The following is a 16,013-nucleotide window of genomic DNA, read 5'->3' as shown; positions in this document are numbered from 1 at the left end:
AGTGCGTGGCACGGCGGGATCGTTCCTGAGCAACGGGACATCGCCGCGAAGGGCGGTGTTTAATCCCCCTCGATGAGGTCGTGCATGCGGATGATCTCCTCACGGTAGTCGATCACGTTGTTGCGTAGTTGATCGGCCAGGTGGCTGCGCAAGCTTGCGACCGCCGACGAAATCGTGGGTTCAGCTGGCAGGGTGGGATTGGCTTGGTTCAACAAGGCCGCGCGGTCGCTGTCCCCCATGGCATGGAGCACTGCAGAGAAAAAACAGTCGCCGTTGGCTGCCACCTCATAAAGCTGCTGGTTCAACAGGGAGTTGTAATGCCGAGTCACCGGGTTCAGCACGACGGTGACCGGTGAGGCGCCTGCGACCGTGGTCCCTTCGTGACTGATCTCATTCCCGTTGGTGGCATTCAGTACCTGCAACCCACGGCCGACGGGCCAGCCGGAGCAGTCCGGCAGGAAGCGGGGCGGCAGTTCGGAGGCGAAAGTGTTCCAGCAGTACGGGGTCTCGAGATCCTTCACGACCTTCAGAATTTCCACGTGGTAGCCCTTCGCAAACGCGGATTCCTCGCCACTTCCGACCGTCGTGGGCGGCTCCTGGACGGTCTCCGCAGTGTCCGCCGCTGCTGAAGGCCGAAGTGTCTGCAGACTCGAGGGGGCCTCGGTGGGGGACCTCGGCGCATCCGCTGCACCCGGTGGAAGGGCGACCAGGGTCGGATAGTCCCCGGACTCGATGGAGGAGTCGTCGGCTGCCAACGGCTGCGCCGCCCGCGTTCCCTGTGCCCCGGGTGTCGATGTCCCTGAGGGGGCATCGGGGGTGTCGACGAACAGCTCGGCCAGCCGCTGACGCCGTGCCGCAGTGGTGGTCGCCGGGACCTTGAGAGCACTGCCGGAATCTCCTTCCGAAGGAAGCGCCGCAGAGGCCGCGTTCTTGTCCTGCGAGCCCGCAGGGATCAGGTCTTTGAGCCATCGCGCCTGCCGGGCCAATGGACGTAGGTCATGGAAGGCCGTGACCGGCGGCAGGGCGGCGGATGGCTGGGGCGATCCTTTGAGCCTCAGGGTGTGACCGAATCTCGAAGTGGGCGGCTGGGGGGAGGGAAGGTTCAATTCCACACCCGGCGCCACGCCCGGCCGAGCCATCAGCTGCATCGTTCCGATCGGACTCCCGGTGTGTCGATTTATGATGGTGCCGGGGGGGACGGTGAAATCGTCCCGGTGGGGTTCTTCGGCCATCATCGTGGCCAGGCGATCATCACGCTGCCAGGTCAAATCGCCACGACACCACCGGTAGATCTCGCGTTCTCGCGGAGTCATCATGCGCATCAAGGTGGCCAGCGGGGGAGTGAAATGGATGGCATGGCGGTCGGTGCCTGCCTGATGGGCATCCTCCAGCTGCAATCGCACCAGGCAACCTCGGACCAGCCCGGGCCGGTAAAGCTTCATGTCCACGGTGTCATAGGGGCTGCGGACCTGCTGATATCCCTGTTCCGTGTGACTGGCCCATGCGCGTGCCGATGCCAATGTCCTCTCGAGCTGCGGGTCTCTGGGAAGAAGGCGATCGAGGTCGGAGGATGCGGCCAGCTTGCTGTAGTCCAAACTGAGAGCAACGCCGAGCCGGGGCGCCTCGTCCCCGGGGCACCTGACGAGCGCGATGGAGGCCAGATCCGTTGGCAGATCTGGCGCCAACTGCAACATCCGGGCCAGGCTCGTGCCGCTGTTGTACTGCAACACCGCCTTCTGGAGGGTGAGCGGAGACGCACTCATGAAACGGCTGGCCAAGGCTTCGGCGTTTGCTTCTGCGCCTCCCCGCGCAACGGCCATGGGGCGGGCTGAGGTCGTGTCATGCACATGGATGCTCAGTCCATCCGCCTCGTTGACCAGGGATATGACGGATGGTGATTGGGGATCACTGGGCACAGTGCGCTCGCAGCTGTGAGCCAGCACCTGTCCCGGCCTGACTGCGGCAGCGTCCAGGCGCAGGGGCAGTTGCAGGACGTAGCGCTTCTCCAACGCCAAATCGACGCACTTCGGTTTGTGTACCACGAGCGGGATGGTGGACACGTCCTGCCGCTGGAGCGCTTTGTACAAGGCGCCGCCCAGGTAGCGCAGGTTGTATTGCATGCCGATGGGCCTGCTGGTGTCCTGGGCCTGCGGAGACAGCACGTGCTGCCAAAGCTGAGCTTCCATATTCCGAAGCTCATGCACCGATTTGGGGGCGCGTGGCAAGGAAATGGAACCTGCCCGACTCAGTTTCTCCGCGACCAGGGCTTGCATCGAGCCGTAGGCCCGCGAGCCGGTATGGCTCAGTTCCACCAACTGGCCCACGCAATCCGCCAGTGTCGCCCCATCGATCGAGTCGCCGTGGCTCAGGCGCTCAAAATGTCGCATCCATTGGGGGATGTCGGTGGACGGTAGTTGTCCGGGAAGTGGCACCGACTGCGGGGCCGCACGGAGATCCGATTCCGGTGCCTCCTGGTGAGGGGCATCAAGTGAGTGGGAGGAGACCGGCAACCGGATCATGCAAAACGCTCCAAGCGGGAGGGGGGATGCACCGTGAGTGGTCCCGTCCAGAAGAACGTTCGCAGAGGCCCGCCCGCCCGGCGGGCCGGGCCGGGCTGGGTTCAGCCCACGCAGGCCCGGTTCTTCCCGGTGCGCTTGGCTTCGTAGAGGGCCTCGTCGGCCCGGTCCAATGCGTGCTCCATGGTTTCGCCCTGGCGATACAGGGTGACCCCGGCGGAGAAGGTCACGAACACGTCGCGGCCTTCATGCATGAACAGGCTGGCCGACAGGGAGCGCTGCAGCCGTAGCAGCACCGCCTGGGCTTCTTCCAGCGGCGCCTCGGGCAGGATGAGCACGAATTCCTCGCCACCCCAGCGGCCCACCGTGTCGCCCGGGCGCAGCAGCCCGGAAACACGGGCCGCCAGAGATTTCAGCGCCTCATCGCCGGCCGCATGGCCGAGGCTGTCGTTGAGCTTCTTGAAGTTGTCGATATCCAGCAAGGCCAAGGACAGCGGCCGTGCTTCACGTTCCAGCTTGGCCCGTTCGGTGTCGAATGCGGCGATCAGGCCGCGGCGGTTGGCCACCTGGGTGAGCTGGTCGGTCTGCACTTCATTGGAGAGCCTGCGCAGTTCGCTCTCCAGCGCTTCCACCCGCTCGGCCAACTGGCTCGCCCGGTCATGCTCGTCGCGCAGGCGTCCCTGGGTCTGTTGCACCAGTGACTGCACGCTGCGGCTTTCTTCCACCATCTCGCGCACCACACCGGCCAGACTTTCCAGCGTGTCCGCCTGCTCGATCACTTCGGCATACCGGCCCACGCTGTCGCTGAACCGGTCGGTGTGCTGCCCCAGTTCGCCGAGTTCCTGCAGCATCCGGTTGATCAAGCCCTTGAGGGCATCGCGGGCGCGGCTGCGCTCCTCCCGAAGGCTCGCCTGGCGGCTGCGGGTGTTGGCCAGCAGCTCATTGACAGAGCGCACGCTGCGGGCGGTCAGCCCCTGCGCCAGCGTCTGGCCCATGGCCTCGCACTGGCCGCGGGCCCAGGAGTCGTCTTCGGCCAGATCGGCCAGGCTGGCGGTCAGGGAGCCGCACAGCTTGCCCAGTTCGGTAAACGCATGGTCCCGGTGATCCAGCCAGCGACGCACGCGCTGGCACAACGCTTCCATGGCTTCGGCCCGCTCGGGCGAGGCGCCGTCGCGACGGATCTCCGCCAGGGCCGCATCCAGCTCGGCCACCAGCTCCAGCGCGCGTGGATCTTCCCCACGCAGCGCCTGCTGCACGGTGCCACCCAGGCTGGTGCCGATCTCCGGCCAACTGGCCTGGCCAAGACCCTGGCCGCCCAGCAGGCTGGACAACTCGCCATACCGGGCGCTGTCTTCCTGGGGCTGGGCCACTTCGTCGTCGGTGAAAAACTGGCTGGGCGTGCCGCCGTTGCGATCGTCGTTGTCGTCGTCGTCCAGTCCGTCATCCAACGGTGCGGGTTGGGTTTCCACCCGCGCGTCACTCACGTCGCCATCCCAGCTTCCCACCAGCTGACGCAGCCGCTGCATGAGGCGTTGCGGATCGGTCCGGTTGCTGGCCAGCACGCGCAGCACACCGTCCTTCTTGCGGGCCAGGGTCCATTGGCGGCCGCCGCGTTCCAGCCCTTTCATCAGCCGCTCGATCAACTGGGCCATCTGCTCGGCCTGGGCGCTGGCGCCATGCGTCTGCTGCAGGGCCTCCAGGGCCCGCTGCAGTTCGTCCCAGCGGCCTTCCTTGAGCTGCGTGGCCAGGCCGGTGCGGGCCTGCAGATCGGGCACGGCCAGGCTCAACAGCCGGCTCAGCGGCACTTGCGCGCGTTCGGGCAGATGACCGGCCACGTCGCGCTGGGGTTCACCGGCCTCTTGTGCATAGGCCCGGGCATAGTTCTCCGGGGTGGGTTCCAGCTTGTCCAGCGCCAGGCGGCGCAGGGCCGCCTTGGCAATCAGAGCGGGGGGCTGCTGCGGCATGAGTAAGAGTTGAGATCAGCGTTGGGACAATTCTTCGCCAGCTTCGGCCGAGGGAAGGATCCAGGGAGCCTTGCGGGGCAGCACGGTCTGCGCCAGCCAGCGCTCCAGCTCATCCGGCGGTAGCGGCTTGCTGAACAGGAAGCCCTGCATCAGGCTGCAATCCAGCCGTCTGAGCACTTCCATCTGACGCAGCGTTTCCACGCCCTCGGCAATCACCTGCAACCCCAGCGAACGGGCCAGGGCAATGATCGCAGTAACCACCGCAGAACTTTGCGGCGTAATACCGAGATCCCGCACAAAACTGCGGTCGATCTTCACTTCCGAGATGGGCAGAGTGGTCAGGTAGGCCAGCGACGAATACCCAGTGCCGAAATCGTCAATCGAAATCTCCACGCCCACCTCATTCAAGCGGTGCAGCGACGGAATGACGCTCTGCAGGTCCTTCATCAGCCCGGTTTCAGTGATCTCCAGCTGAATCGCTCGGTGCGGCACGCCCCAGGCGCTGACGAACTGATGGATGTGCTCCACGAGGTCGGAGCGCTCGAACAGCCGGTTCGGCAGGTTGACGGCGATCGATTCCGAGAATCCGAAATTGAGCTGCCAGACCTTGGCCTGCCGGGCCGCCTCGCGCAGGGCCCATTCGGACAGCGGCACGATCAGGCCGGTTTCTTCCGCCAGCGGAATGAACTCGCCCGGAGGCACCAGGGTGTTGCCCCGGCGCCAGCGCATCAGTGCCTCCGCGCCCACCATGCGGGCGGTGCGCACGTCGATCTTGGGCTGGTAGTGCAGCACCAGCTCATCGCGCTCGATGGCCTTGTGCAGGGCCGATTCCAGCTCCAGCTTTTCGCGGCCCCGGCCGGCCAGCATGGGCGAATACAGCGCCGACGCATTGCGGCCCTGATTCTTCACGGCATACATGGCCACGTCGGCATTGCGCAGCAGGTCGGCCATGGTCAGGCCGTCCCGTGGATACAGCGCAATGCCCACACTGGCGGTGACAAAACATTCCTGCCCCGCAATGAAGATCGGCTCGCGCAGGGCTTCCAGCACCCGTTCGGCCACCCGCTCGGCATCGCCTTCATCGCTGACCTCGGGCAGCAACGCCACGAATTCATCTCCACCCAGGCGGCCCACCGCTTCCAGTGTGCGGTGCGACCGTGTGCCCACCGACTCCAGCATGCCTTCCATGACCTGATCGGAATGGCGCACGCAGGAACGCAGCCGTCGGCCCACTTCCATCAGCAGTTCGTCCCCGGCGGCATGACCGAGGGTGTCGTTGATGACCTTGAAGCGGTCCAGGTCGATGAGCAGCAGGCCGACGTCATGGCCCATGCGGCGCCCGGCCTCGATGGCGCGCTCAGCCCGCCAGATCAATTGCCGGCGATTGGGCAGGCCAGTGAGCGCATCGAAATTCGCCAATTGGCGAATGCGGTCTTCCGCCATGCGCCGATCGGTCACATCCTGAATGACGCCGGTATAGCCGCAGGCATTGCCGTGCTCATTGAATTCCGGCTCGGCTTCGATGTGGATGACGCGCTGGCGTCCATCCAGCAGGGTGAAGGGCAGGTCGGTGACCAGCACCGAGTTGTGGGCCACCACATCTCGCAGCAAGCGCATGAACAGCAGGCGCTCCTCGCGCGGCACCATGCGCATCACGCCAATGAAGTCCAGTGGATCGGTCGGGCTGCGGCCAAATACCCGCAGCGCTTCATTGGCCAATTTAAAGCCCTGACCGGTCTGCCATTCAAAGCTGCCCATGCGGGCAAGATCCTGCGCCCGGGCCAGTTTGGCCTTGCTGCGCTCCAACTCGATGCGGGTGCGCGAACTGCGCAGCAGATAGCGCAGTCGCCCGGCCAGCAGACGCCATTGCGTTGACTTCACGAAGAAGTCGGTGGCCCCGGCCTGATAGGCGCGATTGATCGACGCTTCGTCATCCAGGCCGGTCAGCATCAGGATGGGCGCGTTCTCGAAACCCGGCAGAGCACGCAAGCGTTCGCAGGTCTGGAAACCATCCAGCCCCGGCATCAGTGCATCCAGCACGATGAGTTCCGGCGTCCATTGGGTGACCATGTCCAATGCCTGCTCGCCGCTGTGAATGGCCGTGACGTCGAACCCGTGCTCCCGCAGCGCCGCCTCGATCAACATCAGGTTGACCTGGTCATCGTCCACAAGCAGGACGCGGGGACGTTCGTTCAGCATGCTGTCCTTCACGTCGCTGCTCTCATTGGGCCGGGGGCAGAAGCTGCTGCATCGCCTGGCGTGCAGCATCGATCTCGGCCAGCACCTGGGTGGTGAGTTCGGGGAGTCGATCCGCCTCGCCGGCGCGGGCCACTGCTTCAATCTCCGCGCAGCGCTGGGACAGGCCCATGGCGCCGAGGCTGGCCGATGCCGATTTCAGCGTGTGCGCCACATGGCGCACCGCCGCCAGGTCTGGCGCCGGTGCCAGACCTTGGCCCAACACACCTTCCTGCTGCTCCAGCGATTTCAGAAAGGCGCCAATCACCCGTTCCAGCAAATGGTTGTTGCCGCCCGGATCCAGCTCGCGCAGTCGGGCAAGCGCCTGCTCGTCCAGCACGGAGGAAGTGGGCTTCAGTCGCGGAGGCATCGTCAGGATGTGGTCTGGTGACATCTTTTAATCATGGATCTGCGGTGATGACTTCACGCAAGGTCACACTGCATTGTCTGTCACTGCAAGCCATCAAGCGTGCGAAAAAGCGGCAAATCTGCCAAGCCCCCCAACCCAAATCGGGGTAAGCCCTTGGTTTTTTCCAGGACATGGGTGTTGCATCCCGGTCGGCACTGGCGCAGGGAGCTGCCGCACCTGCAAGTTGACTGCCTACAATGGCTAGCATGATTAGGTTGGGGGAAGCCGTCGTACGCCGTCGGCCGTGGAAGGGAGCAGCGCTGGCCCTGGGGCTGGCGGCTCTTGCCCTCGTCCTGCTGTTGGCGATGAATCTGGAGCAGGCGGGCCCGGGGCTGGTACTTACCGCCCTGGTGGCTGGGGCTGTGCTGATGCTGTTTGTCGCGGCCGTGTCCTGGCACATGGCCGTGCGGCTGGCGCGTGCGCAATTCGGTGAATTGCTGCGAGAAGCGCGGCAGCAGTCACAAGTGTTCAGCCAGTTGATTCCCGACTGGCATTGGCAGACCGACGCCTCGCATCACTTGGTGCGCTGGCAGGCGCCCCAGGGCGCGCCCGCCTCCAACTGGGTGGGGGGGCCGCTGCACGGGTCGGTCACCCAGACGCTGTGGGAGCGATTTCAGCCGACGGATGAAGGCCTGGACCTCGAACGAGGGTTGGCCAGTGGGCAGTCGTTTGGCGGTTGGCAGGTGCGGGATGCCCAGGGGCGCCAATGGGAGCTGAGAGGCCAGGCGCTGATGGATGCGACCGGCCATTTCAATGGGTATCTGGGCTCCGCCCGCCTGCGGGATGACGACGAGGCCGCCCTGGCGGGGGCCAGCCTGCTGTTGACGCCGGCCCTGTCGACCGACTGGATTCATGCGCTGCCGGGCCCGGCCTGGCTGTTGAGCGATGCCCCGAGCGGCGCCACGGCCCGTCTGATGGATTTCAATGAAGCCGCCGCCCAGATGATGGGCGGAACGGTGGAGGTGAAAGGGCAACTGTGGCGCGCCTGCGAAGAACGGCTGCCGGAGGAGCTACGGCAAGCGCTGGGGGAACCGGATCTGCAATCGGGCAGCGCCTGTGGCGCCTGGTGGTTGTGTCTCACGCCCGTGCGGCACGGGCTGGGGCAACTCTTGAGCCTTTGGCCGCAGGGCGCCGCTGATACGGTGCCTGCGGCGCTGGCCATGCGGGCGGCGGAACAGGCGAGATCGGATCAGGCGTCCTTCAGCTATACGGTGTCACATGACCTGCGTGCGCCGCTGCGGGTGGTGGAAGGCTTCACTCGCATCCTCAAGGAAGATTACGGGCGCTTGCTGGACCGGGCGGGCAATGATCACCTGGACCGGGTGCTGAGTGCGGCCGGACGTATGCACAGCATGATCGATGCACTGCTGGCGCTGTCGCAGTTGTCGTCCCAGACCCTGCGGCAGGAGACGGTGGACTTGTCACTGCTGGCGTCGATGGTGCTGGACGAACTGCGGCGTGCCGCGCCGGAGCGTCAGGTGCAGACCTATGTGCAGCCAGGGCTGCGGGTGACGGGGGATCCGACCCTGCTGCGGATGGTGCTGGAAAACCTGCTGGGTAATGCCTGGAAGTACAGCAGCCGGCAGGAAGAAACGGCCATCCGGTTCGAGGCCATGATGCGGGATGGCCAGCAGGTGTTTGTTGTGTCGGACAACGGCGCCGGTTTTGACATGCGTTTTGCGGACCGGCTGTTCGGCGTGTTCCAGCGGCTGCACAGCGCCAGTGAGTTCCAGGGCACCGGCGTCGGATTGGCATCGGCCCGGCGGATCGTGCGGCGGCATGGCGGCGATATGTGGGCCGAGTCCGAGGTGGGGCAGGGGGCGAGGTTTTATTTCAACTTGAATGTGTAAGGTGTGTGAGCCCCCGGTTTGGCTGGCCTAGGGCCAGCCAAACACGCCCCCCGAGGGGGCTGGGGCCGCCTTGGGGCGGCCCGGCGGCGGCCCCCTCGCTCACCACGAGCCCCGCTTGGACGGCGCTACGCGCGTCCTGCGCGACTAGGTGCAGCGAGGAGCGGTGAATGTGGACGCTGACGGTCGCCCCTCTCGCTTACCGCGAGCCCCGCTGGGACGGCGCTACGCGCGTCCTGCGCGACTAGGTGCAACGAGGAGCGGTGAATGTGGACGCTGACGGTCGCCCCACTCGCGCACCCCGAGCCCCGCTGGGACGGCGCTGCGCGCGTCCTGCGCGACTAGGTGCAGCGAGGAGCAGTGAATGTGGACGCTGACGGTCGCCCCTCTCGCTTACCGCGAGCCCGGCTCGGACGGCGCTGTGCGCGTCAGGCGCCGAGGGCAAGTTGCTCGACGGCTTCGATGAGGCGTTGGGCTTGGTCGACGGGCGTCAGCTTCTGCTCGGCAGCCATGCGTTGCAGACGCGCGAGCGCTTGCGCTCGCGTCAGGGAGTAGCGGTGCATCAAGATGCCGAGCGCCATCGCCTCCACACGCTCCAGAGCCTCCTGGCTTTCGATCGGGGCCGCAGGCGCCGTAGCGCTGCCAGTACGTGCCGGACGGTTGGCAAATGCCGCTTCCACCGCAGGAACAATCTGGTGAATGTCCAGTGGCTTGATCAGATACGCCAACGCCCCCAGCTCCTTGACCTTCGCCACCGTGGCTTCGTCCGCAAAGGCCGACAGAAACATGAAGGGCATCTGCAGATAATCCCTCAGGTAGCCCGCGACATCAAAGCCGCTCATGCCCTCCATCCGGATGTCCAGTAAGGCCAGGTCCGGCCTCTGCTGGCGCGCAATCAGAATGGCATCATCCCCATTGTCCGCATCCAGCACGTCATAACCCGCCTGCGCCAGACCATGCGTCAGCGTGGCCAGCACCAGACGGTCGTCATCCACGACCAAAATGCGGCCCTTGCCCGTCCCATGACCAGACGAACTCGGGGGATTCCCGAAGGCGCTTTGATACGCGCCACCGACGCCACTCACGCTGTTCACGCTGCTGTCCAAGCTCTCATTGGCTGATCAAACATTGTCACCGAAATGTCGGAGACCGCCCCTATCGTTTGCGAGCCGTCACAATCTGCAAGGAGTCCAATCACTCCTGCGGCAGCCAACTGACCCCCGGCGGCCACAAACTGAGTTCACAAACCACCCGGTGTTCCTCCTGCTGCAGGCTGAGCAAGGCACTGCGACGCGGCAGCAAGGCCCGTACCAGCCCCAGGCCGGAAACGCCCCCACGGATCTGCTTGAGGTCAAATCCGGCCGGCAACTGGCCTTCATTGACAATCCGCAGCAGCACCTGCTCCGGATCAAACACCAGTTCGCACAGCACCGGGGCGGTGCCGCCATGCTTGAGTGCATTGGTGAACAGCTCATTCAGGGTGAGCGCGATCGGAATGGCTTCCACCTCCGGCAGGCCCCAGCGCTCGGACTGCGTCGCCACCAGCCCGCCAACCTCCACCCGGATGTCCCGGCCAAACATGCGCTGCACCGAGCCGAGCACCGCTTCAATGACCTGGCGCAGCCGCAACGGGCCCGAGGCGCCCACCTGCAGGCCGTACACCTGGGCAATCGCCTGCACCTGGCCCACCGCCTCGTTGATGACAGTGGCCACCTCCGGCCGGCGGGCGGCAATCTGCTGCAGCAGACCCGCCACTCCCTGGAGGTTGTTCTTGATCCGGTGATGCACTTCTCGCACCAGCAGCTCGCGCTGGGCAATCGCCGCCTCCAGCCGCGCCGCTTCCTGCGCCCGCTGTTGGGTGACATCGCTGGCCACCAGCAGCAGTTGTTCCGGTTCGACTTCGCCGCTGGCGTCGTTGATGCCCGAGAGATGCAGCAGCCGGGTGTCCCAGACGCGTGTGCGGCCACCCACCTGCAGCCGGTATTCACGCTGCAGGACTTCAGAGCTGTTGAGCGCAAATTCCATGTCGCTGCGCACCGCCTGCGCCTGTTCACTGCCAAACAGCGCTTCCAGGCTGGCCCCCACCAGTTCCTCTTCTTCACGCCCGGCCAGGGCCGCAGCCGCCTGATTGATCTGCCGCACTTGCAGGGTGCGGGCGTCGTGCAGGCTGATGGCAATCGGCGCGGCTTCAATGATCCGCTGCAGTGAGGCCTGGGCCTGCTCGCTCTGCGCTTCGGCCTGGCGGCGGCGCTCGATGTCCAGCAGCGCATAGGTCAGCTGACGCTCACCGTCCGGCCCGCTGCCGGTGACCACCGCATTGCCCACTACCCAGAATTCCCGCCCATCCCGGGCCACCAGGCGGCATTCAAAGGTCTCGGCCAGGCCCTCCGCCAAGTCATCCAGATAGTGGGTCTGGCGGAAGGGATGATCCGGCGCCTCGGTCGCCACCCTGCTGATCGGCTGGCCAGCAAATGCCGCCAGGTCCCCGCCGAACATACGCCGGGCCGACCGGTTCATCCATTCAATGCCATGCCGCCCGACGGTGACAATGCCCACCAGCACCGAATCCAGCACCGCCCGTTCCCGCTCGGTCTGCAGCAGCAGCGACTGCTGGGCACGGTGGCGCTCATCCACGCTCAGATAGGTGGCAATCAGGCCGGTCTCCGGCTGGCCCGCCCGCACATGGCGTTTGCTGACCTGCATCCAGAGGATGGAACCGTCACGTCGGCGCACCCGGCGCTCTCCGCGCCACAGGCCCGCCTCGGACAGCGCCTTGGCCACCGCCCGTCGCTCATGCTCGAATTCCCTCGGTGATTCAAACAGTTCCGCATGGGGCAGCCCGACCAGATCATCCGGGCGGTAACCCAGCAGATGGGCCAGGGCTTCGTTGGCCCGCACCAGGTGGTCGTCCCGCAGAATGGCAATGCCGACGTCCGAGAGGTCAAACATCAGCTCCCGGTCCTGCGCCAGGGCTTCCAGTTGGGCCTGCTGGGCCTTCAGCCGCGAGATGTCGCTCACCACGGCCACCAGCGCCTGTTCTTGCGGCGCCTCCGGCGGCACCACGCGCCGCAGCGACAGGGCGTGCCAGCGCGGGTCCTGGCCGGCCTGCCCGCCCGGCCATTCAAATTCGAATTCCAGCCCGTTTTCATTCAGACCGGGCAGGGCGGCCATCACCTGGGCATGCAGCTCAGGCAGGGCCTGGAACAGCGCCTCGAACGGGGTGCCAGGTTCGGGCTCACCGCCCATGCCCAGCATCCGCCCCAGCGCGCCGTTGCTGCGCAGCAGCCGTTGCTTGCGGACATAGGCCATGCCCAGGCCCGCACCGTCGAGCATCGCTCCCAACTCCCGCAGCAGCAGCTCATATCGGGCTTGCGCCTGCTGGTTGTCGGTGATGTCCAGGGTCAGGACCGAGGTGATCCGCTGACCGGAGGACAACTGCCCCGGCTCCACGCGGGTGAGCAGCCAGCGCAGCCCCAGCTCGGGATGCCGCACCGCATACCGAAGCGCCACCGGCTGGTTTTGTTTGATCGCCTGCTGCAGTTTTTCGTAGTCGGCGCGGGAGTCGGGATCGACCATGTCCCGGTTGACACCCTGCAGCGCATTGGCCTTGCTGGTGGCTCCCCCCGCAGCACTGGTGCCAATCGGTGCCGCCGCCGTGGCCGCAGGCGGCGCCGAAGCCGCTCGGGTGGGCGCCGATGTGGGCGCCGATGTGGGCGACGCCACTTCCCCGGCCGCCGGCAGGGCGAGCAGATCGTCCAGCACGTCCCCGGGCCTGGACCATCCCGCGTCCGGTTGGAACGTGGCCAATCCCACCCCGGCGGTGTCCATCAAGGCCTGCACCTGCTGATGCGCCAGTTCCAGGGCCTGATCACGGCTGCGGTCTTCCAGCATCAAGAGCAGGCGCGGGCGGTGCCAGGGGCCGCTGAGACGGCGCGCCCGCACCCGCATCCAGCGAGGCTTGCCCTGCGGCTCGGCCACCAGGGCCTGGCGATGAGTTTCGGTGCCGGCTTCGGGAATCGGCCCGACCAGCAAGGCCAGCCAGTCAGGCGGCAGGTCCTGCAGGCTGGCGGGCGGTTGTGGGCACAGGCGTTGCGCCAGCCGGGCAAAGGCGGCATTGCTCCGCAGCAGCAGGCCCTGGTCGTCGTGCATCAGGGCGGGCAGGGGGCACAGGTCCAGCCACTGGTCGATTTCCGCCTGCATGCGCTCGGCGCGTTCTCGGGCGGCCTGCTCGGTGCTGTGGTCTTGCAGCAGGGCCAGGGTCAGGTCGCTGCCCTCCAGCGGGTGCAGCGACGCCTGCAACAGATGCTCCCGCTGCTGGTCGTCCACCAGCCGCAGCTCCTGGGCACGGTGAGCGCCATGCAGACGGCGGCTTTTGAGGGTGACCGGGCCCAGCAGCTCGATCAGCCGGTCATTGGCCAGCAGCACATGGCCTTGGGCATCTGTGACAAGCGCCGGCCAGGGGCCCTCCCAGAGCCCAAACAGCAGCGGGGACCCGAGGACCGACCGCTTGCCCAGCAGTGAGCGAAAGGGGTCGGTGGTGGTGGGGTCCATGGGGGCGGGGCTTACTCCAGCTGGCCGGCCTTGTGCAGCGAACGCAGCACAGCGTTGTTGACCTCTTCCGGGGCCAGCATCAGCGCATCAATGGCGGTGCGGGTGTCAAAGACGGATTCGTTCTCGATGGCCTGCACCAGGTCCAGATAGGGCTTGTAGGGGCCGGTCTTGTCGACCAGCGCCTGGCGTACCCGCTCCGGCACCGGGATGGATTGCAGCAGCCGCTCGAAAGGCTGGCGCAGCATGTGGTCCAGCAAGGAGAACAGGCCGCAGATGAACATTTCATCGCGCAGCTCGGCTTCCGCCATGCTCTTGGCCAGGTCTTCCATCAGCAGGCCGCGACGCAGGGCGGCGAACATGACGGGCCGCATGGCGTGCTCTTTGCTGGCAGTGGCCAGCAGCAGCGCCAGCCAGCGGCGCAGGCGGGCATACCCCAGCAGCATGATGGCGTGGCGGAAGGACGACACCTCCACCGACAGGCCGAAGGCCGCCGAATTCATGTAGCGCAGCAGCTTGAAGGCCAGGCTGGGATCCCGCTTGAGCGTCTGCTCCAGGCGTTCCACATCCTCACCCTGGTCCACCCGGGACATCAGCTCCACGATGACCTGCAAGTCCGCCGCCTGGGTGTCCTTGGTGGCGGGCGGCGTGGCCGGGGCTTCGAACTCGCCATGGAATGGCCAGCCCAGCACACCGGCCGCGCCTTTGTCCCAGGCCTGCTTGAAGTCATCGGCGCTGCGGGCGCCAGACACCAGCACCGTTTTGCCGGCCGGGGCCGGGCCACCGGCCAGATCCGGCAGGTCCAGCACGATCTGCTTGAAGCCGGTGGCGTCCGAACGGCCCTTGAGCAGCGTCACCACGCCTTCGGCCGCACGGACCTGGATCTGGGCAGCCAGGTCGGCGTCCCCGATCAGGAAGGCGGGCACTTCCACCCGGAAGTGGCGGGGCAGCGGGGCGGCCAGCAGGCCTTTGAGCAGCCCTTCATGGGCCACATTCAGCACCACAGCCTTCGCAGGGAAAGCGTCGGTGAGCGCCGCCAGCACGTCCGCCGCAGCCGGTGCTGCTTCGGGGCGCAAAGCGAACACGGTCACGCGGGTGGCTTCGATGTCGAGTTGCCTGGAAACCAGGGGCGCGTATCCCAGGGCCAATTGGCCCAGCACGGCGTGCGTCGAGTTCATGCAGATGGCGGCGTCAGGAGTTGAGGTATTGGAACAGCGACATGCGCTGAACCATCGCGTAAGTCTTCAACGCCGCATCGTAGCCCGTCTGCTGGTTCTGGAAATCGGAAATGCCCTGCGTCATATCCAGATCCTCTGCGGCAGATTGCTCAGCCTGGTTGTAAACCTTCAAGGTTTGCAGCCGGGTCTGGGAGCCGTCGAGGTTGTTCATCTGCTCGCCGACCTGGCTGCGGACGTTGGTCAGGTTGCCCATGACGGCATCCAGATCCCGGATGCCGACCAGGTTGTCCTGGGTGATTTCGGTGCCGGTGCGATCTTCCTTGCGCAGGGCTTCGATGGTGCGGTCCAGCACGTCGAACACCTTCAGGTCGTTGGTGGAGGGGGCCACGGTGAAGGTGTCGCCATCCACCGGATTGCCGCCGATCGTCATGGACATGCCGTCAAACTTGACGGTATTGCCGGAGGTGTAGTTGTCGCTGGCCACAGGGACATGGCCCTGCGTCTCATTGAAGACGGTATAGGTCTGCGACGGGGCCGTGCCGCTGATGACGATGGAATAGCTGTCACCGGTGACGGCCGCCGGGTCGGTCACCCGGCCGGAATCGACCCAGCCCGCCGGGGCCGCGCCCGTGGTGGCATTGGTGCCGGCACCGGTCACAAACGTGCCGTTGCCGCTGCGCGCCTGCTCCCAGGCCGCCTTGCCATCCACGCTCAGCGGATAGTTTTCGAGGTTACCGGTGGTTACGTTGCCGCCGATGCCTTCGAAGCTGACGCCGCCGCCTGTGCGATTGCCGGCCGCGTCGCGTTGCACCGGGTTGTCCAGGAACGGGGTGCCGGTGGTGCCCTGGCCGGAGAACAGGTAGCCGCCAGACCCGTCGCCCCGGTTGGCAATGGCCAGCAGTTGGTCACGCAGGCCCTGCACCTTGTTGGCCAGGCCCTTGCGTTCCGCGTCGGTATAGCTGGCATTGCCAGCGGCCACCAGCGTTTCGCGGATCTGCTGCATGATTTCATTGGCATCGCCCAGGGCGCTTTCGGCCAGGGTCATGCTGTTGCGGCTGGCTTCCAGCGCGCGGGTGCTGGCATCGACCTGGCCGATGGCCGTGCGGGCGCGCTCCGCGCGGGCCGCCCCGGTGGGGTCGTCGCTGGCCTTTTCGACCCGTTTGCCGGAGGTCAGGCGCTGCTGGGCGTCCTGCATCTCCTGCTGGCGTTTCTGCAGCGTCGAGATGCTGGCCTCGAACATGTTGGCGGTGGAGAGGCGCATGGCAGGTGTCCTGAGGTCAGTTCAAGGGCGAAGCATCGGGCGGCTCGCCGGGCGG

Annotated in this window: 9 protein-coding genes; 1 reads left to right on the top strand and 8 read right to left on the bottom strand. The window is 66.1% G+C overall.

What is annotated here, in order from left to right; all coding sequences use genetic code 11:
• Nucleotides 1–59 precede the first annotated feature (59 nt).
• From OU995_RS23685 to OU995_RS23670, 4 genes are all read right to left on the bottom strand, one after another.
• Entirely contained in the window at nucleotides 60–2,519 is a 2,460-nt protein-coding gene (locus OU995_RS23685) for a hypothetical protein (RefSeq protein ID WP_267832631.1), read from the bottom strand.
• Nucleotides 2,520–2,620: 101 nt separating this feature from the next.
• Nucleotides 2,621–4,480: a sensor domain-containing diguanylate cyclase gene (locus OU995_RS23680; RefSeq protein ID WP_267832630.1), complete on the bottom strand. Its 1,860-nt coding sequence runs from the start codon at nucleotides 4,478–4,480 to the stop codon at nucleotides 2,621–2,623.
• 15 nt (nucleotides 4,481–4,495) lie between these two features.
• Nucleotides 4,496–6,679 (bottom strand): putative bifunctional diguanylate cyclase/phosphodiesterase, encoded by a 2,184-nt coding sequence (locus tag OU995_RS23675; protein WP_267832629.1) that lies wholly within the window; start codon nucleotides 6,677–6,679, stop codon nucleotides 4,496–4,498.
• A gap of 22 nt (nucleotides 6,680–6,701) precedes the next feature.
• Complete coding sequence (locus OU995_RS23670) at nucleotides 6,702–7,109, bottom strand: Hpt domain-containing protein (RefSeq protein WP_267832628.1); 408 nt, start codon at nucleotides 7,107–7,109, stop codon at nucleotides 6,702–6,704.
• A gap of 212 nt (nucleotides 7,110–7,321) precedes the next feature.
• Here OU995_RS23670 and OU995_RS23665 point away from each other — a divergent pair, with 212 nt between their 5' ends.
• A complete protein-coding gene (locus OU995_RS23665; RefSeq protein WP_267832627.1) occupies nucleotides 7,322–8,974 on the top strand; it encodes a sensor histidine kinase in 1,653 nt (550 codons plus the stop codon).
• Between the two features lie 425 nt (nucleotides 8,975–9,399).
• Here the strand turns inward: OU995_RS23665 and OU995_RS23660 are convergent, their stop codons facing one another.
• The 4 genes from OU995_RS23660 to flgL form a co-directional block, all read right to left on the bottom strand.
• Nucleotides 9,400–9,966, bottom strand: coding sequence for a response regulator (locus OU995_RS23660; protein WP_267832626.1), 567 nt, complete (start codon nucleotides 9,964–9,966; stop codon nucleotides 9,400–9,402).
• 199 nt (nucleotides 9,967–10,165) lie between these two features.
• Nucleotides 10,166–13,522 carry a PAS domain S-box protein gene (locus tag OU995_RS23655; protein WP_267832625.1) on the bottom strand — a complete coding sequence of 1,119 codons (3,357 nt, stop codon included), beginning with the start codon at nucleotides 13,520–13,522 and terminating at the stop codon, nucleotides 10,166–10,168.
• Nucleotides 13,523–13,533: 11 nt separating this feature from the next.
• Complete coding sequence (locus tag OU995_RS23650) at nucleotides 13,534–14,697, bottom strand: EAL and HDOD domain-containing protein (RefSeq protein WP_267832624.1); 1,164 nt, start codon at nucleotides 14,695–14,697, stop codon at nucleotides 13,534–13,536.
• A gap of 13 nt (nucleotides 14,698–14,710) precedes the next feature.
• A complete protein-coding gene (gene flgL, locus OU995_RS23645; RefSeq protein ID WP_267832623.1) occupies nucleotides 14,711–15,958 on the bottom strand; it encodes a flagellar hook-associated protein FlgL in 1,248 nt (415 codons plus the stop codon).
• Nucleotides 15,959–16,013 lie beyond the last annotated feature (55 nt).

This window comes from Roseateles sp. SL47, from assembly GCF_026625885.1.
Lineage (GTDB): Bacteria > Pseudomonadota > Gammaproteobacteria > Burkholderiales > Burkholderiaceae_C > Roseateles.
The sequence above is the reverse complement of the archived record's forward strand: the minus strand, read 5'-3'. Positions and strand labels throughout refer to the sequence as shown.

Bases quoted from the DNA above. Each gene is read 5' to 3' on its own strand.
- OU995_RS23685 (WP_267832631.1), bottom strand. From the start codon at position 2,519: ATGATCCGGTTGCCGGTCTCCTCCCACTCACTTGATGCCCCTCACCAG.
- OU995_RS23670 (WP_267832628.1), bottom strand. From the start codon at position 7,109: ATGTCACCAGACCACATCCTGACGATGCCTCCGCGACTGAAGCCCACT.
- flgL (WP_267832623.1), bottom strand. From the start codon at position 15,958: ATGCGCCTCTCCACCGCCAACATGTTCGAGGCCAGCATCTCGACGCTG.
- OU995_RS23650 (WP_267832624.1), bottom strand. From the start codon at position 14,697: ATGAACTCGACGCACGCCGTGCTGGGCCAATTGGCCCTGGGATACGCG.
- OU995_RS23665 (WP_267832627.1), top strand. From the start codon at position 7,322: ATGGCTAGCATGATTAGGTTGGGGGAAGCCGTCGTACGCCGTCGGCCG.
- OU995_RS23680 (WP_267832630.1), bottom strand. From the start codon at position 4,480: ATGCCGCAGCAGCCCCCCGCTCTGATTGCCAAGGCGGCCCTGCGCCGC.
- OU995_RS23675 (WP_267832629.1), bottom strand. From the start codon at position 6,679: ATGCTGAACGAACGTCCCCGCGTCCTGCTTGTGGACGATGACCAGGTC.
- OU995_RS23655 (WP_267832625.1), bottom strand. From the start codon at position 13,522: ATGGACCCCACCACCACCGACCCCTTTCGCTCACTGCTGGGCAAGCGG.